The sequence below is a fragment of the Paenibacillus sp. CF095 genome (genome assembly GCF_900101225.1).
Lineage (GTDB): Bacteria > Bacillota > Bacilli > Paenibacillales > Paenibacillaceae > Paenibacillus.
In genome coordinates this window covers 1,262,080-1,286,977 of the sequence record NZ_FMZN01000001.1, presented here as the reverse complement: position 1 = coordinate 1,286,977, position 24,898 = coordinate 1,262,080, and the positions used below count along the sequence as shown (strand labels likewise).

The 24,898-nt window shown below is 46.3% G+C and carries 22 protein-coding genes and 1 other annotated feature; of the genes, 4 read left to right on the top strand and 18 right to left on the bottom strand.

The genetic code is table 11. From position 1 onward, the window contains the following. Positions 1-15: 15 nt before the first annotated feature. The 9 genes from mutL to BLS69_RS05650 form a co-directional block, all read right to left on the bottom strand. On the bottom strand, positions 16-2,232 hold the full coding sequence (gene mutL / locus BLS69_RS05690; protein ID WP_091029283.1) for a DNA mismatch repair endonuclease MutL: 2,217 nt from the start codon (positions 2,230-2,232) through the stop codon (positions 16-18). Between the two features lie 21 nt (positions 2,233-2,253). Next, positions 2,254-5,055 (bottom strand): DNA mismatch repair protein MutS, encoded by a 2,802-nt coding sequence (gene mutS, locus BLS69_RS05685; protein ID WP_091029281.1) that lies wholly within the window; start codon positions 5,053-5,055, stop codon positions 2,254-2,256. 204 nt (positions 5,056-5,259) lie between these two features. Continuing rightward, entirely contained in the window at positions 5,260-6,510 is a 1,251-nt protein-coding gene (locus tag BLS69_RS05680; protein WP_091029279.1) for a putative amidoligase domain-containing protein, read from the bottom strand. 203 nt (positions 6,511-6,713) lie between these two features. Further along, positions 6,714-7,274: an outer spore coat protein CotE gene (locus tag BLS69_RS05675; protein ID WP_062835006.1), complete on the bottom strand. Its 561-nt coding sequence runs from the start codon at positions 7,272-7,274 to the stop codon at positions 6,714-6,716. A gap of 75 nt (positions 7,275-7,349) precedes the next feature. Next, entirely contained in the window at positions 7,350-8,327 is a 978-nt protein-coding gene (locus BLS69_RS05670) for an aromatic acid exporter family protein (RefSeq protein ID WP_091029278.1), read from the bottom strand. A 348-nt stretch (positions 8,328-8,675) separates the two neighbouring features. After that, positions 8,676-9,467 (bottom strand): ABC transporter permease, encoded by a 792-nt coding sequence (locus BLS69_RS05665; protein ID WP_253442648.1) that lies wholly within the window; start codon positions 9,465-9,467, stop codon positions 8,676-8,678. A gap of 38 nt (positions 9,468-9,505) precedes the next feature. Then, a complete protein-coding gene (locus BLS69_RS05660) occupies positions 9,506-10,300 on the bottom strand; it encodes an ABC transporter ATP-binding protein (protein WP_091029275.1) in 795 nt (264 codons plus the stop codon). A 28-nt stretch (positions 10,301-10,328) separates the two neighbouring features. Beyond that, entirely contained in the window at positions 10,329-11,333 is a 1,005-nt protein-coding gene (locus BLS69_RS05655) for an ABC transporter substrate-binding protein (RefSeq protein ID WP_091029274.1), read from the bottom strand. A gap of 159 nt (positions 11,334-11,492) precedes the next feature. Then, positions 11,493-13,007, bottom strand: coding sequence for a carboxypeptidase M32 (locus BLS69_RS05650; RefSeq protein ID WP_091029271.1), 1,515 nt, complete (start codon positions 13,005-13,007; stop codon positions 11,493-11,495). A gap of 349 nt (positions 13,008-13,356) precedes the next feature. Between BLS69_RS05650 and BLS69_RS05645 the strand changes: the two genes are divergently transcribed. From BLS69_RS05645 to BLS69_RS05630, 4 genes are all read left to right on the top strand, one after another. Then, entirely contained in the window at positions 13,357-13,932 is a 576-nt protein-coding gene (locus BLS69_RS05645; protein ID WP_062835011.1) for a beta-class carbonic anhydrase, read from the top strand. A 174-nt stretch (positions 13,933-14,106) separates the two neighbouring features. Next, positions 14,107-14,673 (top strand): PadR family transcriptional regulator, encoded by a 567-nt coding sequence (locus BLS69_RS05640; protein ID WP_036613540.1) that lies wholly within the window; start codon positions 14,107-14,109, stop codon positions 14,671-14,673. A 98-nt stretch (positions 14,674-14,771) separates the two neighbouring features. Beyond that, a complete protein-coding gene (locus tag BLS69_RS05635) occupies positions 14,772-15,275 on the top strand; it encodes a hypothetical protein (protein WP_091029269.1) in 504 nt (167 codons plus the stop codon). Positions 15,276-15,280: 5 nt separating this feature from the next. After that, on the top strand, positions 15,281-15,559 hold the full coding sequence (locus BLS69_RS05630; protein WP_017687903.1) for a YxcD family protein: 279 nt from the start codon (positions 15,281-15,283) through the stop codon (positions 15,557-15,559). A 155-nt stretch (positions 15,560-15,714) separates the two neighbouring features. Here BLS69_RS05630 and tyrS read toward each other — a convergent pair whose 3' ends face one another. The 9 genes from tyrS to BLS69_RS05585 form a co-directional block, all read right to left on the bottom strand. After that, positions 15,715-16,977, bottom strand: a complete 1,263-nt coding sequence (tyrS, locus tag BLS69_RS05625; RefSeq protein WP_091029267.1) for a tyrosine--tRNA ligase — start codon at positions 16,975-16,977, stop codon at positions 15,715-15,717. Between the two features lie 116 nt (positions 16,978-17,093). Further along, positions 17,094-17,321, bottom strand: a binding site (T-box leader). A 99-nt stretch (positions 17,322-17,420) separates the two neighbouring features. Next, the gene (locus BLS69_RS05620) at positions 17,421-17,870 is read right to left on the bottom strand and encodes a DMP19 family protein (protein WP_091029265.1); all 450 of its coding nucleotides are present in this window, start codon (positions 17,868-17,870) and stop codon (positions 17,421-17,423) included. Positions 17,871-17,890: 20 nt separating this feature from the next. After that, positions 17,891-18,334, bottom strand: coding sequence for an Imm63 family immunity protein (locus tag BLS69_RS05615; protein WP_091029261.1), 444 nt, complete (start codon positions 18,332-18,334; stop codon positions 17,891-17,893). A gap of 153 nt (positions 18,335-18,487) precedes the next feature. Further along, positions 18,488-19,957, bottom strand: coding sequence for a protein adenylyltransferase SelO (locus tag BLS69_RS05610; RefSeq protein WP_091029254.1), 1,470 nt, complete (start codon positions 19,955-19,957; stop codon positions 18,488-18,490). Between the two features lie 309 nt (positions 19,958-20,266). Continuing rightward, a complete protein-coding gene (locus BLS69_RS05605; protein WP_091029251.1) occupies positions 20,267-21,583 on the bottom strand; it encodes a nucleobase:cation symporter-2 family protein in 1,317 nt (438 codons plus the stop codon). Positions 21,584-21,918: 335 nt separating this feature from the next. Beyond that, on the bottom strand, positions 21,919-22,698 hold the full coding sequence (locus BLS69_RS05600) for an NRDE family protein (protein ID WP_091029248.1): 780 nt from the start codon (positions 22,696-22,698) through the stop codon (positions 21,919-21,921). A 46-nt stretch (positions 22,699-22,744) separates the two neighbouring features. After that, complete coding sequence (locus tag BLS69_RS05595; RefSeq protein WP_091029245.1) at positions 22,745-23,044, bottom strand: Dabb family protein; 300 nt, start codon at positions 23,042-23,044, stop codon at positions 22,745-22,747. 18 nt (positions 23,045-23,062) lie between these two features. Continuing rightward, positions 23,063-23,608 carry a PadR family transcriptional regulator gene (locus BLS69_RS05590; protein WP_176872608.1) on the bottom strand — a complete coding sequence of 182 codons (546 nt, stop codon included), beginning with the start codon at positions 23,606-23,608 and terminating at the stop codon, positions 23,063-23,065. Positions 23,609-23,679: 71 nt separating this feature from the next. After that, on the bottom strand, positions 23,680-24,837 hold the full coding sequence (locus BLS69_RS05585) for a YhgE/Pip domain-containing protein (protein WP_091029241.1): 1,158 nt from the start codon (positions 24,835-24,837) through the stop codon (positions 23,680-23,682). Positions 24,838-24,898 lie beyond the last annotated feature (61 nt).

Genomic DNA, 24,898 nt, shown 5'->3' with positions numbered 1-24,898 from the left:
TGTCCCCCTAAATAGCTACATCACTCGTTTAAATAATTTTTCCAGATCATACGTTGAAAATGAAACCACAATCGGCCGCCCATGTGGACAAGTGTAGGGCTGACGACATGAACCCAGACGCTGAATTAGCACTTCTGCTTCCTGATCCGTCAGCTTTTGGTTCGCTTTAATGGACGCCTTGCAGGAGCACATAATAGATGCAGCTTCCCGCATCTTGGCCACATCTATGCTGCGTTCGCTAAGTACCCACTCGGACATTTCTTCGATAATGTCTTTCTCGTCCCCTTTGGGGAACCAGAACGGATGGGAACGCACGCGGAACGTTTGTCCACCGAAATGCTCCAAATATACACCCGCCTGCTCGAACCAGGCCAGTCTTGTTTTCAGTTTTTCCGTCTCCGAAGGTGTAAACTCCAGCGTAATAGGCAGCAGTAACTCTTGTGAGGCCTGAGCAGGGTTACCAAATTTCTCGTAATAGTACTCATAATTCACGCGTTCATGAGCGGCATGCTGATCAATCAAATATAAACCTTGGTCATTTTGCGCGATCAAATACGTACCATGATGCTGTCCGATCAGACTCAGCTCCGGAAATGCGGGCATGGATGCATCCGATTTAATGGCAGCAGCAAGTTTAGTGGCATCAGGCAATCCTGAAGTTTTCCACGTTCGTTCTTCTCTCGCAATCGAAGATGGATTGTAGGATGAACGTGCTTCTCTAACCGGTGAAGTTACGGAATCGGAACGATAGGTAGCCGGTTTGCCTTCAGCCAGTGGTTTTTCTGTTGCTACACGATCCCCACCATCTCGAGAAGAGAGGTCAGATTTGGGAACAGTTTCGGTAGAACTAGCACTTACATCCTTGGTACCTTCCTGCACGTTAGCGGATGCCTGTCCCCCGTCATGACTAGCAATCTTCTGCAAAATATCCCCGTTCCAACTTTCTAACTGCTCCGGGGGCTGTGTAACCTCAGGTGGAGCTTCGGGCAACGGCACTGAGTGACCATGTTCAGATACCAACTGTGCTGTAGACACATCCGCCGGAGCATCCAAATCCAGATCATCATCTTCGGCAGTTAAATTCAGCGGTGTAACAGTAGGTTTCCCAAGTGGACCTTGTTGCCCACATCCTTCTGCATCAGATGCATCTTTCAGCGGACCACGTGGAAAGAGGAATTGTTCCTGGATAAAGGCACTATCGTCTCCACGTCGAATCTGCTGTTTTTTGACCTGTGGAATCAATACCTCCTGCCGGAGTATCCCTCGCAACGTCGTTTCTATAAATTCATACAGTTCTGGTTCCTTGCTGAAGCGAACCTCCAACTTGGCCGGATGCACGTTCACATCCACAAGAGATGGGTGCATCTCCAACTGCACCACGACAAGTGGGAAACGATTAATGGGCAGCAAGGTATGGTAGGCTTTAAGAATCGCCTGATTGAGACCGTAATTGCGAACAAATCGCCCATTAACAATCGTAGACATACCACCACGATTCGCTCGTGTCCATTCTGGCAGGCTGATCAACCCACTCACCCGGTAATCCAGACTTTCTCCTTGGATGGGAAGCATCGCCTTCGCTGCACTTGTACCATAGATCGCTGCAACCACTTGCAGCAGATCGCCGTTGCCCAACGTCTGAAGCAACACATTCTCATTATGTCGCAGTCTGAACGAAATATTGGGGTGAGACATCGCCATCCGGTAAAGAACATCTGATATATGTCCCAGTTCCGTCTGGATCGTTTTCATATATTTGAGTCTGGCTGGTGTATTGTAAAATAGTTCTCTCACTGCAAAATCTGTACCTTGGGGTGAGGTTGCATCTTCATGAGAAACAAGGTTCCCACCTTCAATTAAAATGCGGCGTCCTCGCCCGTCATTGTCACTTGCCGATAATACCTCTACCTTGGACACTGCGGCAATACTCGCCAGGGCTTCTCCGCGGAATCCAAGACTTGTGATCTGGAACAGATCTCGGCCATGAGCTATTTTACTGGTCGCATGACGATAAAAGGCAGTTTCCATATCCTCTGGCTCGATACCTGAACCATTGTCTTTGACACGAATACTGAGGAGTCCGCCCTCTTCCACTGTTACTTCAATCTTGGTGGCGCCTGCATCCACCGAGTTTTCGAGCAACTCTTTGACAACCGAAGCAGGCCGTTCGACCACTTCACCCGCCGCAATCTGGTTGGCAATATGTTCATCTAACACATGTATTTTCGCCACAGGTTTTCCCCTCCCTTATATTCAGGATAATTGCTGTGCCTTTAATTTGAGATCATTTAATATCTGCATCGCCTGAAGAGGCGTCATATTCATGACATCGATATCTTTCATCGTACGGATGAATTCTCGCGCTGGCTTATCCTCCGCAACTACATCCGGTTTCGTTGCCACATTCGGCTCATCATCCCCAAAGATGGACAGTTGAACCACATCTGAATGGGTTGCACCGGACTGTGCTTTGCTAATTGATTTCTTGGCATGTTGCTTTCCGGCCGAATCTTCAATAGAAGGTGTGTACTCTGCACTCTCCGCAATCTCGCGCTCCCGGATCAATGGTGCTGAATCCGTATGCTGGAGCTCTGCACCTTTTAATTTCAAGCCTGCTTCCTGCTTCTCAGTCGAAATATATTCACTGCCCACCGCTACTTGCGCGGCCGCATGTTCGAACCCATGCAACAGTCCATTTGCTCGCTCAATAATGCTATCAGGCAGACCTGCAAGACGTGCACAATAGATACCATAACTGCTGCTGGCTGCTCCGGCAATCAATTTGCGCAGGAAATTCACCTTGTCCCCGCTCTCCTGCACCGCCATCGAGTAGTTGGCCAGCTTGTCCAGACTCTCTTCCAGATGAGCAAGCTCATGGAAATGAGTTGATACAAGGGCTTTACATCCGATAATATCATGTACATATTCAATAACAGACTGTGCGATAGCCATACCTTCGCTGGTTGACGTTCCCCGTCCCAGTTCATCGATAATAATCAGACTGCGTGGTGTGGCTTTGTCTGTCATAACCTGAATGTCGGCCATCTCCACCATGAATGTGCTTTGTCCACCAATGAGATCATCCGCGGCACCGATCCGTGTGAAAATGCGATCCATGATCGGCACTTCCGCCTGACCCGCAGGTACAAAACAACCTACTTGCGCCAAAATGGAGATTAAAGCGACCTGTCGCATATACGTACTCTTACCAGCCATATTTGGACCAGTAATCAGCAGAATACGTGCCTCTTCCTTGGTTATTGCTGTGTGATTGGCAATAAATGCGCCATCTCGCATGACCGCCTCAACGACCGGATGACGTCCTTCTTCCACAACCAGATCATAACCGTCGGTCAACGTAGGCCGTACAAAGTTGCGCTCAGCACTGATCACCGCAAAAGATTGATACACATCAATTTCGGCTACCTGTTCAGCCAGCTTTTGCAATCTTGCAATCTCTTTGTTCAACCGCTCGCGAAGTTCCGCAAAAAGTCCATACTCAATATCAACCATTTTGTCCTGAGCTTCGAGAATCAGCGTCTCTTTTTCCTTCAACTCCGGCGTAATGTAACGTTCTGCATTGGCAAGTGTCTGTTTACGTTCATAACGTCCCTCTGGCAATGCGGACAGATTGGACTTGGTGATCTCGATATAATAACCAAACACTTTGTTATATCCAATCTTCAGCGATCGAATGCCTGTCGCCTCACGCTCTCGCGCTTCCAACTCTGCAATCCACTGTTTCCCGTTGACCGAAGCCTCACGTAATTCATCCAGACGTTCATGGTACCCTTCACGAATCAGACCTCCGTCCCTTACCGATACAGGCGGCTCGTCCACAATGGCTTGCCCGATAGCTTCACGCAGATCATTGCAATCATCCATCGTTTCGGCAATATGCTGCAATGTTGCGGAAGATGATCCAGCGCAATGTTGACGAAGTCCTGGAATTTTCTCCAGGGATGATTTGAGCGCATTCAGGTCACGACCATTGGCATTACCAAACGCAATCCGGCCTACCAAGCGCTCCAGATCATAGATGTCTTTGAGTTCTGCCCGCAGGTCCTCACGCAATATAAACTGGTTGTACAGCGTATCCACTGCTTCAAGACGCTCATTAATCTTCCCTTTTTGCAATAATGGCTTATCGACCCAGCGACGCAGCATTCTTGCACCCATGGATGTCTCCGTCCGATCAAGCAACCAAAGTAGTGAACCTTTTTTGGAGCGTTCACGCACGGTTTCCACCAATTCCAGGTTCCGGCGGGTAAACGGGTCCAAGATCATATAATGATCTGGCTCATACGTTGAGATTTGTGTTAATTGTCCCAGAGAACGTTTCTGTGTCTCACTCAGATAGGAGAAAAGACGTGCAATGCATGCCTGACGTTCAGGCTCTAATCTTGCCCACACAGCCTCACCAAACTGCTGACGGACCAGATCTTCCTTATTCTTTGTCCAGGACGTGTAGACCACAGGTCGACCGATTGGAGACGCCTCGGCTTCTACCGTTTCAAGCAGCGCTGCATCTCCTACCAGCTCCGATGGTTCGTAGATGCCGATTTCATCCTTAAGCCATTCCTTGGAATAGGGTACGGATGTCACATACAACTCACCCGTTGACAGATCACAGGCCGCGAGAGCCAGCGTATTTTGATTACCTGTAAGACACACCATGTAGTTGTTGGATTTATCCCCCAGCGTTTTGCCTTCCATCACCGTTCCGGGTGTAACCACACGTACAATTTCGCGTCGTACCATGCCTTTGGTTACACTCGCATCTTCCATCTGTTCACATATCGCTACTTTATATCCTTTTTCAATCAGACGCTGTATGTAATTGTCAGCCGAATGATAAGGTACACCGCACATCGGAATCTTGTCATCCGTGCCTCCGTTACGTGCGGTCAGCGTGATCTCTAGTTCACGAGCAGCATTAATCGCATCCTCGAAGAACATTTCATAGAAGTCACCCAGTCTAAAAAATAGAAAAGCATCTTGTGCTTCGGCCTTCACTTGCAAATATTGTTGAATCATTGGCGTATACTGAGCCATGATGAATATCCTCCATCCCATTCCTATAATGTCAGGAAGAAACGCGTCCTGGAAGGACAATAAGACGGTCAGGCACTGTGTTTGCGCCTCCGCCTTATGTTTTGGCTATTTGCCACTTCCTTCAAAGGTTGCTGCTCCATATCTTCCGTAGCTACTACTTAAAAAAAGACTTGTTTCTTATTATATCAAAAAAACGTCCGTACTTCATGAACCTGCCCGAATATTCCAGAGTTTGCGAATATCGCGGCTTTCATCCCAAGTTCTTCCCAGTTTTAATTGAAGGAGTAACGGAGACGCATACCGTTCATAACGTGCATATCCATCCAACCTCTTCAGATCATCTACGAGAGCTGGAATGTGTTCCTTAATCACTTCGCGCTTTCCTTCATAAAAAGCGGTATGAACCTCAGCTTTTGCCAACGGACGCTGCCGTAATTGAGTATACCCGCTCGCGATCAGACCTGCCAAGGCCACAACACCTTTCGCAACAAGGGGTGACACAAGAAAGCTGGGTAACGTACGATACTCAAACCCACCGTAGGATTTCAGACGAAAATCACCAAGCGCTCCATAACGGGGCCGTCTTCCCGATCCACGGGGGTCTTGCAGAAATGCCAGTGGCAATGCCAAATAATTGTCCAGTGCACGAAGCAGTTCCCCGGTAAGATTCACGCCGCTAAAATGAATATGACCACCCAGAGGTAACCCCCGCTGTGGCATCCCTCCTGCCTGCCAGATGAGCGAGTGATCACTGATGCTGCGGGAAGCTGCTGCGAATGCCCTCATCAGATGAGCCAGCAGTTCTCGTGGTTCGGAGCTGGGAGCAGGTCTCAGTTCGGCAACCGGATATATGCGCCGTCCACCAATCGTCACGGAATCACAGCCTGCCATTCCTGTACGTTCAAGAAATTTGGAGGCGGGTACGATTTTGGATTCCGGCATCTGCACCAGAAGAAACTCCGGGTCCATGCCGAGTATCGGAGTGGGTCTGTGACTCACTTCCTCATCCAGCAGTTCCTGATGCTGCTTCCAGCTTTCCCTATAGGTAGCAGCAAGGTTGGTCACCCCTTTCCAGGGACCCGGATCAATCGAAATCACTGCACATCCGCCATTCCCTGAAGATTCCATTCGAACAGCTCCATGATCCAGTCCTAGCGTATACAGCGTTTTGATCGCAAGTCGTTCTATGCGCTTGAACAAGGTTGAACTCGCTTCACGCTCCAACAGAGTTTCCTGTGCCCCTCCCATGCCACTAGTATCCTTGCGCTTGATCCGGATCGCCTGCAGACAACTTATCTCTACATCATAGCGTACACGCAAGCCTGGTTCGCGTTTGCGCCGATCGTGCAGTGACAATACTTCAATGCCTGCCTGTTTTAACCGTTTTGTACGTTCTCCAGAAGTCATCCTTTCATATCGGAGTAATGCCTCCTCCGCTTGTTCTAAGACATTCATGACGTCCCCCCTCCCGGATCATGCAACTAAATAAAAATAACCCCGCAATGCGGAGCCTTCCCATGAAAGGTATTCCAGGCATATTGCGAGGCTCGTTAACACCCATTTTTCAATATTTAAGAAGAAAGAGGGCTTACGCCCTCTTCATCGCGCCTTCTGGCGCATATGATACCTTAGGTTAACAAATACATGATGAATCAAACTCACAGCTCATCGTCGAGCAGATCGGGATCGAGATCGTCATAATCTCCATCGCCACTGCCAAAGTCATAGTCCTTGTCTTCGTAATCACCGCAACCATCTGTGCAGACCTTCACACAAACTTTGGTTTCGGCAACGAGTTCCACAGCGAATTCCCGTTCTACCCGGATAATTACACTGCTTCCACCTGCGGATACTGTGGCTTCCACACAGCTAGGTTCCTGCGTTGCATCCGCAGATACCTCCACTGTGGAAGTCCGGTGTTTCGGGTCCAGATAGGACAAAGGCACATGTTCTACATACGAGACCGTTTCTTTGGCTACATCCGTCTGCGAATTCTTGTCATAGGAATACCAAATGTTGATATCGTAAGTACCAATAACTTCAATTCCGTCACCCGCTGATACGGCTTCATATTGGTGGTTGATAATCCAAGCCCCCAAAATACTTGTCGGACCATTTGGCGGAGTCACGGTATGTGTTACGGTAGAGAACTTACGACCTTTGCCGCAGATCGCCTTCGTGATAATCTCTCTACATTGATGTTTATGACTCAATGACATCTTTAAACCTCCTCCATACAATCATTCACTACAAGTGTATGCAGGGCATTCGTCTAGGGTGACAACTATTTTCTATTATTCGTTTGTAGATTGGGACCGGTCCGAGATTGGGGACGGTGCTTTGTCCTTCTTCGCGACTTTCAGATACAGCGCGAGTTCGCGGCACAACTGGAGAATTGCAGAACGAATCTCGAATTCTTCCCTTGTATCCGGCAGTTCCATACGTTTGAATTCTTCTTGCACATCCGCAAGAAGTTTTTCAGTTCGTCCGGTGTAAGATTCAGTAAGTACATCCTGACTAAGCTGATCGAACAGCTCCGATACCATTTCCGCATGTGGCATCTTCTGATAGATCTGGGACACCAGATGCATCATATGCTGGATGGAGTCCAGCTGCGTTTTGCGCATATAGAAGTAGACACTCCATTCTTCGTTCGGATGAATCACCTGATTCTCCAGAGAACGCTTGGCTGCATCGATACCGCCAAGGATAGCTTTATCCGCTTCAATCAGTTCTCTCCCCGCCCATGCTTCATTGGGATTACGCAGCGTGGCCGCGAATTCCTTGAAAATCTTCGAAAAGAGCTCATCGATTCGTTTGCGAATGCGCAGCATCTGAGGATCCGCTGCCGGCATATAGGCCAGATTAACCGCCATTGCGGAACCAAGACCAATCAGAAGCAAAGCAATTTGTACGAGGACGACATGCACGTCCATTTCCCCGCCGCCGAACACCCGAAATACCACGACCGAACCTGTTACAATACCTTCCTTGAAGCCAACCCGGACAATAACCGGGAATGCGATCAATATGTATACGGCCAGTACCCAGTAATGGAAGCCTAGAAAGTGAAAAAGTACACTTGCAAATAAAAGTCCAACTACGGAAGCAAAAAATCGAGCCGATATGGTACGAATACTTCGTTTTCTCGTTACATCCACCCCGAGAATGGCAAGCAATCCCGCTGATGTCGGTCCTGGCAAGCCGCACCAGTCCGCAATCAGCACGGCCATTAATGCGGCGATTGCGGTTTTAATTACCCTAAAACCCATTTAACATTCCATCTCCTCTAAGCTGCAAAAAAATTCTTAGCCAGCTCGTCGCCTCATTCATTTATCATGACTAGTATGTCTCATCCAAATGTAAACTAGACGACATCAACCGACATGCGCATGCATGCCGGTCACAGCAACACGCCCCGAATGAGGGACGCTGGCAAGTTAGATCGTTGCGACAGAACCTCAAGGCCCTCTTCTCCAATCATCGCATTCATTCCGGATCTGCGCGGAATATTCATACTAAATATGGTACTTGATTTTACGGTATCGGGCAACGTGACACCCCTTGTGAAATTGTATACATATCATACCCGGTCACATTACGAGTAAAACACGTCCGAATCACCTGCGGCCAGCCAGCATTTTGCGTTCTGCATAGACAACAAGTTGGTACATGGCTGTTGCAACTGCAGCAATAATTAACAGACTTGATAATACAAGTGTGAAGTTGAATACCTGGAATCCGTAGATAATGAGATAACCGAGCCCTTGTTTGGCGACCAGGAACTCACCCACAATTACACCCACCCAAGCCATGCCAACGTTCACTTTTAAGGTGGATACAATCGCCGGAAACGAAGCAGGTAATACAACTTTGGTAAAAATCTCGGAACGTTCTCCACCAAACGTACGAATCACTTTAATATAATTGGGATCCACTTCATTGAAGCTGTTATACACCACCAGTGTTGTAATAATGACCGTGATGGACAACGTAGTCATAACAATTGCCGTAAAACCAGCGCCAAACATAACGATAAAGATCGGGCCAAGCGCTACCTTTGGCATACTGTTGAACACAACCATATAGGGGTCCAACACTTTGGACAAAAAAGGAGACCACCAAATTAAAACCGCAAGCAAGGTTCCAACGAGTGTTCCCAGTAAAAAACCAACTGCCGTCTCCCCTACGGTTACCCCAACATGTGCCCATAATTCGCCGCTAGCGATGTCCTTGCCAATCTGGGCAAAAATCTTACTCGGATAACTGAATAACAGTACATCAATCCAACGGAGTCTGCCTGCCACTTCCCATAGCAAAAACATACATACCAACATAGATAACTGTACGGCAAGTACTTGATGTCGCCATCTGGCCACCTGCTGAATATGATTCCGATGCAGCTGCCCCATCCATTCGTCACGCTTTTCCTGCTTCGGATTCATTGGATTCACGCGTCTTCCTCACCTCCCCCGGACTGATCCAGTTCACTCCACAACGCCTGAAACAACGCATTGAATCCTTCTTGCTCCCTGGCATGAAACGGCTGAGCCTTCCGAATACCATCAGGGATAATAAACTCACGGCGGATGCGGCCGGGATTGCGATCAAGCACAATGACGCGGTCACTGACCGCAATGGCTTCAGACAAATCATGGGTGACGAGAACGGATGTTTTGCCAAACTGTTTTAACGTATCCGAGACCAGATCCTCCAGTTGCAGCTTGGTTTGATAATCAAGTGCTGAGAATGGTTCATCCAACAATAAAATTCCCGGATCGGTTGCTAACGTGCGCACCAGAGCCACTCGCTGTCTCATGCCTCCTGAAAGCTCTGATGGGTACTGATTCTCCGTTCCGGCCAAACCCATACTTACCAGCAGTTCACGCACACGCTCACGGCTCCGTTCATCCAGTCTGCCTGTCAGTTCAAGACCAATCAATGCATTATCCAGAATGGTCCGCCATGGAAACAGATAGTCTTGTTGAAGCATATAACCAATCTGTGCTGAGGGGCCGCCAACGAGTTTTCCTTTAACCTTAACCTCTCCTCGGGTGGGTGTGAGCAGCCCGGCGATGATCGACAACAATGTCGTTTTACCGCATCCACTCGGTCCAACCAGACTGACGAACTCTCCTTTTTGGATCTCCAGACTCAAGTCTTCAATCACCAATGAAGCTTCCCGCTCGCTGACGTATACTTGAGAGATCCCCTCCAGTCGGATCACACTTTCGGATTCAGGCATTCTGCTCACTTCCTTTCCTGAATACCCATCACTTTGATTTCGTAGCTTCTTCCGCATAGGCATTATCCACAATTGCACTCAAATCCACGCGTTCTTTCAACTCGCCGGCGGCACTCATGACATCAAGCAGATTGTTCCACTCTTCCTCATCAATGATCGGGTCCGTTGCATAGCTGCCCTGTTCCTTATAACGGTTCACACTGCTTACCAAAATGGCCGGATCGATGTCTTTGAAAAAAGGAGAAATGACTTCAGCAATCTCTTCGGACGTATGGGAATCCACCCATGTCTGCGCTTTGTGCAGACCATTCGTAAACTTCTGGACGATATCCTTATTGTCGTTAAGATAACTCTGTTTCGTCATGAAGACCGTGTAAGGCAGACGACCACTTTCTGTTCCAAACGATCCAATAACCTTGCCCCGACCTTCTTGTTCAAAGATGGATGCCTGGGGTTCAAACAGTTGAACATAATCTCCCGTGCCTGAGGCAAAAGCAGACGCAATGTTGGCAAAGTCCACATTCTGTATCAGCTCCAGATCACTTTGCGGATCAATGCCATGTTTGTTCAGTGCGAACTCCCCTGCCATTTGCGGCATGCCGCCTTTGCGCTGACCGAGAAATGTGGAATCCCTCAGTTGCTCCCAATCGAAGCTACCTTCTGTGTTACGAGCGAACAGAAATGTACCATCCGTCTGGGTGAGCTGGGCAAAGTTAATGACCGGATCTTCCGCTCCCTGCTGATAGACATATATGGACGTCTCCGCTCCTACCAGTGCGATATCCACTGAACCTGCGAGTAATGCCGCCATCGTTTTGTCACCGCCAGCAGTCGTCTGAATATCCACCTCAAGTCCCTGCTCTTCAAAAAAACCTTGAGCCACAGCCACATACTCCGGTGCGTAAAATACCGAACGAGTCACTTCGCCAATCGTAATCTTGGCTTCATTCTCTTCCTTGTTACAGCTGGTGAGCGCCACAATGATAATCAGCAGAATAACGATGCCCCGGACGAACCATGGCGTGTATTTCATGTTGTTTCCCTCCTTCACTGGTTTCAGCAGTTTCTCTCTATTATGGATATGCCGATGCCCAACAAAAGGTTAAGAACTTAAATGCAAAAAAGAGCCGGGCAATGATGCCCGACTCTTCAGCTCTTCGAAATGTTATTCAATATGTTATTTATAGGATATCTACAGCTTGTAAATCTCGGCATATTTGGCTTCCAGATAATCGGCCAGATAATCCGGGTTCAATTCTTCACCCGTTACGGCAACAATCAATTCCGAAGGTGTGCGACTTTTACCATACCGATAGATCTTGTCTGTAAGCCATTCCTTAATTGGAATCAGATTACCTTCAGCAATAAGGGTATCAAACTCCGGCATTTCCTTGCGCAATGTATGTAGAATTTGAGCTGCATACATATTACCCAGAGAATACGAAGCAAAGTAACCAAAGTCACCACCAGACCAGTGAACATCCTGAAGAACGCCGTCTCCATCATTCGTTGGCATAATACCGAGGTATTCCTTGTATTTTGCATTCCAGGTCTCCGGCAGGTCTTTCACTTCCAGACCATCGTTGAATAACATTTTCTCGATCTCATACCGGATAATAATATGCAGGTTATAGGTCAGTTCATCCGCTTCAATCCGAATGAGTGAACTCTCCACCCGATTGATTGCACGATAGAAATCTTCCAGCTCAACCTCGCTCAATTGAGGGAAATGCTGCTGCAAATCTTTGTAATAACGTGTCCAGAATGGCAGGCTCCGACCAATCATGTTTTCCCAAAGACGAGACTGTGACTCATGAATCCCCATGGACGTTCCTTCGGCAAGAAGGGTACCCGCCAGACTGTCATCAATATTTTGCTCGTACAGGGCATGTCCGCCCTCATGCAGTGAACTGAAGACTGCGCTTGCTACATCATCTTGCAGATAATGTGTTGTAATTCGCACATCACCCGGGTTAAGACCCGTTGCAAATGGATGCACACTCTCGTCCAATCGTCCAGCTTCAAAGTCATAGCCCATTTGTTCCAAAATGAACAGACTGAACTTCTCCTGCTGTTTGGTGTCAAACAACTGATTCAGAAACTCTGTATTTGGCTTGTTTTCTGAAGCATTAATCTTCTCTTGCAGAGGCACCAAACGTGCTTTGAGGCGGGCAAATACAGCATCCACTTTCTCAACGGTCAGATCCGGTTCATACATATCAAGCAGCGTATCATAACGCGTATCCTTTACACCCCAGTAATCAATAAACTCCTGTTTGAGCTTAACGATATCTGTCAGATATGGGGAGAATCCTGCAAAATCACTGTTATGCTTGGCATCTTCCCATGCCGTTTCCGACTTGGCTGTGAGCACGGTATAAGCTTGTACTTTTTCCGGTGGTACGGATTGACTGCGATCATATTCTTTCTTGCAATCTTCAACCAGACGACGATCTATATCTTGGAGCTGTTCCAATACCGCTGGAGTCGTTAACGCATCCAGGTAAGTCTTCATGTCAGCTGAGGTTTGCAGCTTGAATGCTTCGGTGGACAACATACCCAGCGTCTCCGAACGAGTCGGAACGCCTTTTTTCGGCGCACCTGTGCGCAGATCCCAGTGAAGCAAACCAATGGCTTCATGATAGCTCTTAATTTTACGAGCCAGATTACGGAAGGATTCCAAATGTTCCTGTGTTTGTTTATCCATTGTTATCGTTCACCTCTTCAAAAAAAATGTTATACCCTATTGATGATACTTTTTGCATTGCGTATAATCAACTTTTAACAGATGAAAATTGCATTGTTCTCCTAAAGATACGTGTTCAAAAAGTCTGGTTTTCATTACCGAGAAGATGGAAATGGCGTTCAACTTCGATGCCGATGATGCCCTCAGGCATGATTTGTAATCAAAAGTGGACTTTTTGAACAACCTCTAAAGGGTTGGAGTAATGCCATCTGCTGACCGTGAAATACTATTAAAGCAAAGGCGTGTAGGACAAGCTGCATCATATGCAAGTGGCCGTGCTCGTCGTATTGGATAACAGGAGGCAATGGACATGAACAACATTCAAGAGATTTTGGCTTACAACAAATCATTTGTCGAGACCAAAGAATACGAAAAGTATACGGCTGGCAAGTTTCCAACCAAAAAGATGGTTATCATCACTTGTATGGATACACGTCTGGTGGAAATGCTGCCCAAGGCCATGAACCTGAAAAACGGTGATGTGAAAATCATCAAAAACGCAGGCGCAATTATATCTCAGCCTTTCGGGAGTGTAATGCGTAGTGTGCTTGTCGCCATCTATGAACTGGGTGCAGATGAAGTCCTGGTAGTGGGTCATACGGAATGTGGTATGGCTTCCCTTCACGCTGAGACCATGATTGGACATATGGTAGAGCGTGGTGTATCGGAAGAAGTCATGACTACTCTGGAGAATTCGGGCATCCGTTTGCAAAAATGGTTGCGTGGGTTTGACAGCGTCGAAGAAGGGGTAAAACATACTGTGGAAGTGATCAAGAAGCATCCTTTACTTCCTCCCAATGTACCCGTCCACGGCATGGTTATCGATTCTGCCACAGGTGAGCTTGATCTTGTCGCTGAGGGGTATGGACAACAGGCATCTCTCTAAATGGTTTGGAGTGCGGACCTTATGGTTCGCACTTTTTTTTGTCTAAATTAAGGCAGTTGTTCTGTCAGGTTGTCAAACCATACAGTTTCAGTGTACACTTTTTATGAAAGCGGTCAAAGAAAGTAAAAACGATTGTCCTCTCTGACCTAGCCCTAATATTAAGGAGACATGTGCATGAACATACTTTCCTACGGATTGCTCGGGCTGCTTACCCGCGAGGAGTCATCGGGCTATGATCTGATGCTGAAGATCCAGCCGCATTGGCAGGCGAAACACAGCCAGATCTACCCACTCCTGTCCAAGATGGAAAACGATGAGTTATTGGCCTCCCGCTGGGTACAACAGTCTGACAAACCGGACAAGAAAATGTACGCAGTTACGGAAAAAGGCATTGAAAAGCTCTTGGAATGGATGATTACTCCTGTTACCGCACCGGTTACACGCGATGAATTTAATTTGCGTATTTTGTGTGTTGGCATAGCGGAAGACGGAAGCATGAGACGCATTCTGAATGAGCGTAAAAGCTGGTTCATGGAACGCATACGTTATTTCGAGGATCTGAAGTCACGTATACCTCAGGATAATCTTCGTGTAGGCAACCGAGATTTTGGAAGCTACATCCTGGTACAAAAAGGGTTAATGCACGCACAAACAGGCCTGGAATGGTGTCATTGGGTTACCCAATTGCTTGATGGCCAAGCTGCAATTCAAGACCCAAGTCCAAGCGTTTCAGAAATTTAATAAAATTTGAAACGTTCCTGCAAGTTGACCGTATTACATGAGTAAGGCCCATTTTTGGGCGATTCAAACAAATTAATCGGGGGGTTACGATCTTTACAATGAAGAAAAAATTTGGAGTTAAACATCTAATGATGGTATTTATGGCCTTTACATTATTGTTCGCAACAGTGGGAGTAACGAATCCGGATTCAGCGGATGCTAGACGTGGTGGCGGATTCAAATCCGGTACAAAAAGTTATACCAACACTCCTAAGAAATCCGACTCCAACAACAACGTGAATCAATCCAATTCCGGTAATAACTCCGGTACTGGTGCAGCTGCAACCCGTGGTGGTGGATTCTTCGGCGGTGGCGGCGGATTCATGAAAGGCATGATGCTTGGTGGTCTTGCTGGTATGATGTTTGGCGGATTGTTCGGTGGCATGGGCGCTCTGGGTAACATCCTCGGATTGCTCGTGAACGTTGCAGCAATTATGTTGATTGTTATGCTGGCTATGGCACTCTTCAGAGCCATCTCCAATCGTCGTAAACCTGCAGCGGATGGTCGTTATGACCGTCGCAATGATCGTGATGATGACCGTAACAGAAACGGACGGTACTAATCTCTATGGTTCTGAGCATGGATGAAATTGTGAATGCAATCTGTATTCATATGGCAGAACGTAAGGGTGTACGTCCAACCGATGTGAACGTAGAACTGAGCTGGGAAGAAGATACAGGTTATTCTGCTGAAGTTTGGATTCAAGGCCGCAGTCAATATCTGGTCGAGTCCAATATGATTGAAGCGATTCTTCGCTACCTGCACAGTGAATACAACATCCGGGCGTACCGTGAGAACGTACGACTTGATCTGGATGAAGAGATCACAGCGATCGTTAATCAATAAGATAGGTCACTCACTGGCCTGATATACGAAAGACCGCCTCCCCTCTGTCGCCTGACAGAGATGGAAGGCGGTCTTTTTGTTTTTGTATTTGTGGCTTATTTGTGTGTCTATTGTAGACTCTATACGTTTCTGTGTTACGTTCTAATTCTTGGAAACTACGATTGAAGTTTAACCAGGCTGTAGTTCTTCTTACCTTTACGGATAATGATGAATTTACCGCCAATGGCGTGTTCTGCCGACACTGTGAATTCAAGCTCCGTGATTTTCTCACCATTCATGGAGATCGCACCTTTGGTGACATCCTCACGCGCCTGGCGTTTGGATGGCTCCAGGCCGAGATTTACGAGCCAGTCCACGATATTTTTCGCTTCGCCGTCCGTCTCGAATGTTGGCATTTCCTTGAATCCCTGCTCGATTTCATCAGCCGTCAGGGAACGGATATCACCACTGAACAGCGCCGCTGTAATACGCTTAGCCTGTTCGAGCATTTCTTCGCCGTGAACGAATTTTGTCATTTCTTCCGCGAGTGCTTTCTGTGCTTCACGTCTGTGCGGCTCTGTCTCTACCTTTTCAGCCAAAGCTTCAATTTCTTCTTTGCTGAGGAAGGTAAAGTATTTCAAGTATTTGATCACATCACGGTCATCTGTATTCGCCCAGAACTGGTAGAATTCAAATGGTGTCGTTTTGTTCGGATCAAGCCAGATTGCTCCGCCAGCTGTTTTACCAAATTTCGTACCGTCGGATTTGAGCATGAGCGGAATAGTCAGACCGTACGCCTTCGCTTCAGATCCTTCTTTTTTACGAATCAGATCAAGACCACTCGTGATATTCCCCCATTGATCAGAACCGCCGATTTGAAGCTGTACATCTTCGTTCTGGAACAGGTGCAGGTAGTCGAGTGATTGAAGGATCTGGTAGGAAAACTCGGTAAACGAAATTCCGCCTTCCAGTCTGCTCGCAACTACATCCTTAGCCAGCATGGTGTTGAGGTTAAAGTTTTTGCCGTAGTCACGCAAGAATTCAATGACATTGATCTTGTGCGTCCAATCGTAGTTGTTCACCATGCGAACCTGATTATCACCGTCTGTTACAAACAACTTCTTCATCTGCGCTGTCAGTGCATCCACATTCTCCTGCACTTGCTCCATCGTTTGCAAAGAACGCTCTGCCTGACGACCACTTGGATCACCAATCGTGCCTGTAGCTCCACCAATCAGAATAACTGGACGATGTCCTGCCAGTTGAAAACGTTTCAGCATCATGAAGGGAATGAGATGTCCGATATGCATGCTATCTCCCGTTGGGTCAACACCGCAGTACAAAGAAACGGACTTCGTTTCAGTCAACTCACGTAATCCCTCTGCATCCGTCTGCTGGTTAATGGCGTCACGCCACTGTAGTTCATCAATAATATTCATTCGTATAACCCCTTTTCTATCCTCAAGATTCAGTCATGATCTACGTTAAATTACGAAATAACACGCTGGAACGGCTTTTTTGGACACAAAAAAATCGCCTCCTTGTCTTCATTAGACACAGGGACGATTATCATAACCGTGGTACCACCCAAATTGCATGGACAACACGTGACCTTAACACGTTATCCATACCACTTTTGGCAATATATCGTTTGCCCATCCGCTTGGCATTACCCAAGTACTCCAGAGTGTAATTCGCAGCCCTTGTATGTATCAGGTTCCATCAACCCCTGACTTTCTGTAACAGGGACAAAGCCGCTACTGCGCTCTATCAACGTGATTCATGTATTCAATTTATAGCAAGTATAGCCGAACGTTCCAGTCATTGCAAGACCAAGTATGCAATCTTTGAACAGAACAACGGATGCATAATTGAAACCAGATTATATAATCATCATGTTCAATTTTCCGTGATAATAACCATAGGCTTTCTCCGCAATCTGATCCTCATTGTTCCAAAATTGCTGATCCAGCGCATCTAACTGGTCCTCTTGTTCCTTTGTCAGTAATTTAGGAATATCCCACAGTTCAGTAAGCCTTTCATCCTCTTTCAAATACTCCATGCAGCCGTACGCTGACGTTATAATCTCCACGACTTGAGTCGCACCAATGGTATGTAATGCCCGCAACGCGTAACGGTATACCTCTTCCCCCCAGTTACAGAAAAACTGAATAAAACCGCCATTAAAGACATCCGCCTCTAATAGCCATAAAGCAGCAATATCCTGCTCGTTCGAAGTCAACGAAGCCCAGCCCTGTTCAGATTTATTCTTTTTTTCGACAAATAACACAGCATAGTCATACCATACATCATTAATATCTTGCTCGCTCACGTAACACACCTCATTTTTATTTATTTCATACCCTCTAACTCCTGACGTTTACCCTTCAGATACCAATGTAAATACGGATCACCGATCTGCTGGAAGGCTTCCTGAACACCCCTGTTTAGTTCATTCATCACTTCATTTGTGTAGTTCAAATGCGTCTGTTTATTATCCACGCCATATCTTTCCAACAACCCTACATGCGTCGCGGTGAAAATAATATCCTCCAGCATCCAATAGATGACTTCATCCGGCTGTTTCACCCGTTTCTCTAACGTGACGAAACCACGTTCGTAGATTCGAACGATATACGCATCTTCTCCATTCTCTACATAGGGCACACCATCGCATCTAAAGGTCTCAAACAAGCGGTTAACATAGTTCTGCATCTGTTCCCTACGGAGAGACGTACGCTCTAAAAGCTGTAAAAGGATGTCTGCCAATTGTTGTTTGCTTAACATGTTGGACATGAATGCACCTGCCTCTGTAAAAGTAAATCTCTACTTCTCTAATTATTGCATGACATTCTCCAAATTCAATACCCACGTTGGATTCTAACGTCGAAGACAGAATGAAAAATGAAAAAGCTGCCCAAGGCAGCCTCTTCATTCCATACTGTTCAATCAGGTTCCACAAAAAGTCTGATACGAAGTATTGCACTGTGCTGGCAGTTCGGCATATTCAGCCTGCTCAGGTGAGTGCGCGAACGGGTCTGAAAGAACTGCCAAAAGCTTCTGCATTACGCTAAGATCTCCGTGGTTCTCCGCTTGCTCAAGGGCTTCCTCGACCCGATGATTTCGGGGAATGACGGCTGGATTGCTTGTTCTCATCAACTGCCGAGAGACTTCCTTCTCCTCTTGCTGTCTGTCCAATCTTGCTTGCCACCGCTCATGCCATTCAACAAATTCTGGCGTGCCAAACAAAGCTGTCCCTTCCAACCTATCAAAGGTCAAAGCCAGGAACGTATTGTTGTAATCTGCACTATGCTTCTCCATAAGTTCAAGAAGATCCTTGATCAGCGCTTCATCTTCGGCCTCTTCATCCAACAAGCCCAATTTGGCACGCATTCCCTTGAGCCAATGATGATGGTACAATTCAGAAAATTGTGCGATAGCATCCTGAGCGAGTTGCACTGCCTGTTCTTCATCTTCATGCAACAACGGCAGAAGTGTCTCGGCAAAACGAGCCAAATTCCACCCGGCAATATACGGTTGATTACCATAAGCATAGCGACCTTGCCTGTCAATGGAGCTGAATACGGTTGAAGGATTGTAAGCATCCATAAAGGCGCACGGACCATAATCGATGGTCTCACCACTGATCGCCATGTTATCCGTGTTCATCACGCCATGAATGAAACCAACACGCTGCCACTCGGCAATGAGTGCCGCCTGCCGTTTAATTACTTCCTGAAGGAGCAAAAGATAGCGATTCTCAGCTTGAGCAACATCAGGAAAATGTCGATGCAACGTATAATCAGCCAATGCCCGAAGAACGTCGATAGACCCCCATCTGGCTGCATACTGGAAGGTTGCTACCCGGATATGACTGGAAGCCACCCGGGTTAATATAGCCCCAGGCCGCTCTGTTTCGCGGATAATGTTTTCTCCTGTTGATACCACCGCCAGACTGCGTGTCGTTGGGATACCCAGTGCATACATCGCTTCACTAATAATATACTCTCGCAACATGGGCCCTACAGCAGCACGTCCATCTCCTCCACGAGAGTACGGTGTTCTTCCTGAACCTTTCAGCTGGATATCCACTCGCTCGCCCTGTGGCGTAATCTGTTCACCCAGCAGCAAAGCACGTCCATCACCAAGCATGTTGAAATTTCCGAATTGATGTCCTGCATAGGCCTGAGCCAGAGGCTCAGCTCCTTCCGGAATCAGGTTACCTGCAAAAATTTGTGCTCCTTCCTCACTGTCAAGAGACTCCACATCCAGTCCCAAGCTGGAAGCAAGCAGTCTATTAAAAATGATTAGCTTTGGTGATTGAACAGGCACTGCGCCCTGACTTGTATAGAAGGGTTGCGGTAACTCCGCATAACTATTCTCCAAGTTCCACCCTTTGTTCAATGTTTCTTGTTGCATGTGATCACAACTCCTTTTCTGCACAAGGGATATCCCTTGGTTATATTGTAGCCTTGTGAACCGATGCTCATTTATGTAGTCGCATGGAAATTCAATTCAAGAGGATGTTGACTTAAACGAACATATTAAATGTTCTTGATGAAACTTTAGCATATTTGCATGCCTTTTGCATTCCTCATGAATCGTAAGCAAAAAAAATCCAAGAGGTTTCTTTGCCAAGTGGAATCATTGTCTTTCATTCCACTTCCCAGAAAACCATCTTGGATCTATTCCACTTACTACCAGATGACACGTCTGTTATTACAAGGATTACGTGTGTGCTTCTTGAGCCTGTATAGGCTGTACTGGCAAGCTCTCTTTTTTCAAAGCGAGGTTAAAGAAGACATTAAGCAGGATCGCTGACAGGCTTCCCGTGATAATACCATCGCTAACAATAATCCGAATACTCTGAGGAAGCTGGGCAAACAGATCGGGTACAGCAGTAACACCGAGCCCAAGCGAAACGGAGCAAGCCACGATTAATAGATTGGATTGTTTTCCAAAATCAACGTTTTGCAGCATTTTGATCCCGGATGAGACGACCATTCCAAACAGGACAACAGTCGCTCCTCCGAGGACAGCACTTGGAATAATGGTTGCAAAAGCAGCTACCTTTGGAATGAGTCCCAGAAAGACCAGGATACCTCCGGCTGCAACAACAACATTGGTCGTTTTCACTTTGGAGAGCTGAACCAAACCAACATTCTGTGCAAATGTATTGTATGGAAAAGCATTAAATATGCCGCCCAGGACAAACGCGAGACCTTCTGCGCGATATCCCCGTGCCAGATCTTTTTCGTTGATCGGTTGATCACAGATTTTGCTCAAAGCCATAAATACACCTGTTGATTCGATGATAACGACTGTACCTACAATAATCATTGTAATGATTGGGCCGATTTCGAAGGTAGGCCAACCAAAGTAAAAGGGTTGAGGTAAATGGAACCAGGAGGCTTCTTGTACAGAGGCAAAATTTACTTTTCCCATGAAGGCCGCGATGAGGGTCCCCACGATAATACCAAGGAGAACAGCCAGGGATTTAACAAAACCGCGAGCATATCGATTCAGGATTAGAATGAACAGTAATACACCAAATGAAAGCGCCAAATTGTCCAAACTTCCGAAATTCTCGCTGTTTGCTCCACCCGCCATGTTTTTAATACCGGTTGGAATTAACGCAAGACCGATGATCGTTACCACTGTACCAATCACAACTGGCGGAAACAATTTGACGATTTTGCTGAAAAACACAGCAAAGATGACGATAAATAACCCGGCTGCGATGATCGACCCATATATGGCAGGAATCCCGTATTGCGATCCAATCGCAATCATGGGTGTCACCGCTACAAAAGAACTTCCGAGCACCGCTGGCAAACCAATACCCAAGTACTTTCCTTTCCGAGCCTGAAGCCATGTTGCAATCCCACAAGTTAACAGGTCAATGGAAACCAGATACGCCAACTGCTCTGCAGTCAGATTTAGTGCTCTGCCCACAAGCAAAGGCACCAGAATTGCTCCCGCATACATCGCGAGTACGTGCTGAATCCCCAGTGAAAAAACTCTCATCTTTTTGGTTTCTTTCATCCCACGTTGCCCCCCTGAAATTAGAATCAACTGAACCGCTGCAAAATCATGTTATGTTGATTCACATTATATAAACTATTCAGGGAAGTTCCATGATTCATAACATAGAATTGTGATAAGAGATAAAGAGCCCAACTAAAATTGGGCATGTTATACAAAAAGAATTCTCATACCGTTTATGTCGCGTTATATAAGTTGACACAAAAGATTTGAAAGTACTCTTTGATACTCCGAAGAAAAGAAACATGAACGAGGGATTTAACTTCAGTGATTCATGTAAATTCATGTTAATTCATGTTAATTCATAATGTCTGAACATCATTTATTTCATATTCTCAGCTTGTCCAGTTGAGAGGCTTAATGTTAAAACGTTGCTCCATTACCTCTCCGTTCTGGTGAACCATCTCCGTAAAAAACACTTCTTCTCTGTTCATCAGAACAACGGATGAAGCTCTGGTCCCATAGTCGAATTTCTCACTTCTAACGAAGATGGGTGATAACAAACGTTCCCACTCCAATGGAACGCCTGTATGAGGCAAAAGTTCATCCACTGAAGGATCTGCAATTTGCAGCAAACCTAACATTTGTTCTGTCAGGGTATCTTCGTCTTCCCCTTGGATGATTTTCTCCAGCCCTTCTTTCCCACGTTTCACCTTGGGCCAATCTGTATTAATCAAGTGATTACTAATCCCGTATATTCCCGGTTTCAACTTCATCACGACATTACCCACATTAGAATAATAATAGAGGTCGTCAGGATCACCCACTAACAAATTGTAGCCAGGATAATCATTGCGACTTTGCTCCGCATGTTGTATATATTGCTCAGGTGTGGACGTTCCCTTTAAAAAGCCAGCAACCAGATCTCCTCTTGAGCCCTTGGCATGTACCTCTTCATTTGGATCACGATAATTCGTAACAGCAGCCAGACGCCCACCTGTGGTTACGCCCATCCAAGTTCCCATTTTCGACAAATCCCGGCCAGCCAATATATGAGGATAGTCTTCCCAATAGTGTGCTTGAGCCGTAGGTCTGTGATAGAATTCATCCCTATTTGATCCCAGAATAAGCGGATACTTTGGATGCATGTTGTAAGCAAATAAAATTAAACACATGGGAATCTTCAACTCCTATATTCGTTAAACCTCTGATATCGGGGCTTTATATCGCATAATCAACTACAATGACATCTTCCACCCAACCACCCAGGGAAGCTACAAATGCCTGATGAGCAGGATGTGGACCATAGGCGCGCAATGCGTCCTGATCTTCAAACGTCACTCTCAACCCAATCGTATAACCTTGGATACGGTCCGTTTCTTCCGTTGCATTGATTCCTGCGGTCAACGCGACAATCCCCGGGATTTGTTCCTGTAACGCGAGCAATTGAGCCACCCATTCCTGTTGTTTGGCTAGCGTGGTTTTATCGTTAAATTTAAAAACAACCAAATGTTCAATCATCTTGTTATTCCTCCTCTGTTAATTCTTTGCTACTCTATTTTGAACATGTTTTCGCAGTTTCTCCAACCAGTTGATATCGCTTTGAATACTCTGATAAGCATGATCTCTCATTAATAACAGAGCATCTTTCATCTCCCCTTTAGTATCCATCTGTTCTGGGGTATGAAGCTCAATATACTCTATTTTCTTTTTCATCTTTTCGATAATATCCTCAATCAGGTAAGCAATCTTCTGATTGTCCACCTTATCCAGGTTGACCAACGCAGCGTACAGTGACTGCACATTCGTAAACTTCTGGAAGACCTTATATATGCTTTCTTCAAGTGACTGTCGCCCTTTTTCGGTGATTCCATATGTCGTTTTGTCCGGTCGATTTTCCGTCTGTATCGTTTCTACCTTCTCGATCAGGCCCTTCTTCAGCAACACTTCAAAATTATAGTAGATAGTGCCTTCAGTAATTTTGGCGTCGGTTTGATCCAGATGTTTACCAATACGCTTCTTAATATCATAAGGGTAATAATTCCCTTCACTTAGTGCACCGAGTATAAATATTTGAATCGACATTGTGACTGCCCCCATTCTGCTCATCCAAGGGTACAGCTTGGTCCTAATCGCCTACCCTCATAACTTCTATTTTATATCATAACGGGCTGTTGTACAGGCTCCTGTGTTGTATCGATCTGTTTGGCTTTTTTGAAATGATGGATGGCCGTATTGATAATAAAGGCTCCCACACCCACCAGTGCCAGTCCGACCGCATATTCTACTGTTTTCCCTCCGCCGAAGAGAATATTATAATCCAGATGTGTTGAATAGAACATCGGTGTAATCTGACTTACGAATTTGAAATATCCTGGCATCATCTCCGGTGACATGGACGTCCCGTTCGCAATGGATTGGCTGAGTACAAAGATCATATTGATCAGCATTCCACCTTGACCGAGAAGCATGATAAAGATACTTGTGAACTCAATCGACACAAACAGCTGCAAGCTGTGTACCATCCACATTTTCAAAAACACTTCCACCCCATACCCCTGCACCATAAAATAAATGCCGATCCCTACAAGTGGAGCAAGGATGGAAATAAGCAGGTTGGCTCCTCGCATTGCAAAGAATGCTTTCCATTTCCCCATCTGCCCTTGAAGATGCTGCATTCCACCAATGCTTTGCATCGCATAGATCATTGCCCCGACATACAGCGCCATGGTGATGAACATCGGTGCCATCTGATTCTGCATGCCTGCTGGTTGCGGGTTACTCAGAACGATGTCAGATGACACTTTTCCCATAGTGGATTCCACAATCTGCTTCGATTGCTCCGCTGGAACCTGCATACTGCTCAGCACCCCCTCGAAGCTCTGTGCCTGAATCTGAGTTCCCATCTGCGCAGTAATTTCAGCAGCTACATTTTTCATGGTGCTCGTAATTGTTGTTGGGTTCGATTCATTAATCAGGTACTGGAGCTGCGCTTTCCCGCCCTGTTCAGACAGTTTCTCCGTAAAATCACCCGGTATACGAATGATCATATGAATATCCCGGTCTTCAAGTCCTGTCTTCGCCTGTTGCAACGATTCATCCGTTACCACGTTAAACGGCAATTGCTCTTGCAATTTTTGTACAAATTCCGTACCGGATTGCTGGTCTTCGTTGACAATAGCCACGGTAAGATTCGTTACATTTTTCGGGATAGCACTATACCCTGACATAAAAACGGTCAACATTACGATCTGATAAAAAACAATCATGAATATGCCTGCTTTGACTCCGCCGTGCTTCAGTATGTTCTTCACTGTCTACTCCACCTTGTTTGTTATAATATAAACTACTTGAATTAAAGTAATATTGTTTGGT

What these genes read in the sequence shown, in the direction of transcription:
- mutS (WP_091029281.1), bottom strand. Translation starts at nt 5,055, where the DNA reads ATGGCTCAGTATACGCCAATGATTCAACAATATTTGCAAGTGAAGGCC.
- BLS69_RS05680 (WP_091029279.1), bottom strand. Translation starts at nt 6,510, where the DNA reads ATGAATGTCTTAGAACAAGCGGAGGAGGCATTACTCCGATATGAAAGG.
- BLS69_RS05675 (WP_062835006.1), bottom strand. Translation starts at nt 7,274, where the DNA reads ATGTCATTGAGTCATAAACATCAATGTAGAGAGATTATCACGAAGGCG.
- BLS69_RS05670 (WP_091029278.1), bottom strand. Translation starts at nt 8,327, where the DNA reads ATGGGTTTTAGGGTAATTAAAACCGCAATCGCCGCATTAATGGCCGTG.
- BLS69_RS05665 (WP_253442648.1), bottom strand. Translation starts at nt 9,467, where the DNA reads ATGGGGCAGCTGCATCGGAATCATATTCAGCAGGTGGCCAGATGGCGA.
- BLS69_RS05660 (WP_091029275.1), bottom strand. Translation starts at nt 10,300, where the DNA reads ATGCCTGAATCCGAAAGTGTGATCCGACTGGAGGGGATCTCTCAAGTA.
- BLS69_RS05655 (WP_091029274.1), bottom strand. Translation starts at nt 11,333, where the DNA reads ATGAAATACACGCCATGGTTCGTCCGGGGCATCGTTATTCTGCTGATT.
- BLS69_RS05650 (WP_091029271.1), bottom strand. Translation starts at nt 13,007, where the DNA reads ATGGATAAACAAACACAGGAACATTTGGAATCCTTCCGTAATCTGGCT.
- BLS69_RS05645 (WP_062835011.1), top strand. Translation starts at nt 13,357, where the DNA reads ATGAACAACATTCAAGAGATTTTGGCTTACAACAAATCATTTGTCGAG.
- BLS69_RS05640 (WP_036613540.1), top strand. Translation starts at nt 14,107, where the DNA reads ATGAACATACTTTCCTACGGATTGCTCGGGCTGCTTACCCGCGAGGAG.
- BLS69_RS05635 (WP_091029269.1), top strand. Translation starts at nt 14,772, where the DNA reads ATGAAGAAAAAATTTGGAGTTAAACATCTAATGATGGTATTTATGGCC.
- BLS69_RS05630 (WP_017687903.1), top strand. Translation starts at nt 15,281, where the DNA reads ATGGTTCTGAGCATGGATGAAATTGTGAATGCAATCTGTATTCATATG.
- tyrS (WP_091029267.1), bottom strand. Translation starts at nt 16,977, where the DNA reads ATGAATATTATTGATGAACTACAGTGGCGTGACGCCATTAACCAGCAG.
- BLS69_RS05615 (WP_091029261.1), bottom strand. Translation starts at nt 18,334, where the DNA reads ATGTCCAACATGTTAAGCAAACAACAATTGGCAGACATCCTTTTACAG.
- BLS69_RS05610 (WP_091029254.1), bottom strand. Translation starts at nt 19,957, where the DNA reads ATGCAACAAGAAACATTGAACAAAGGGTGGAACTTGGAGAATAGTTAT.
- BLS69_RS05605 (WP_091029251.1), bottom strand. Translation starts at nt 21,583, where the DNA reads ATGAAAGAAACCAAAAAGATGAGAGTTTTTTCACTGGGGATTCAGCAC.
- BLS69_RS05600 (WP_091029248.1), bottom strand. Translation starts at nt 22,698, where the DNA reads ATGTGTTTAATTTTATTTGCTTACAACATGCATCCAAAGTATCCGCTT.
- BLS69_RS05595 (WP_091029245.1), bottom strand. Translation starts at nt 23,044, where the DNA reads ATGATTGAACATTTGGTTGTTTTTAAATTTAACGATAAAACCACGCTA.
- BLS69_RS05590 (WP_176872608.1), bottom strand. Translation starts at nt 23,608, where the DNA reads ATGTCGATTCAAATATTTATACTCGGTGCACTAAGTGAAGGGAATTAT.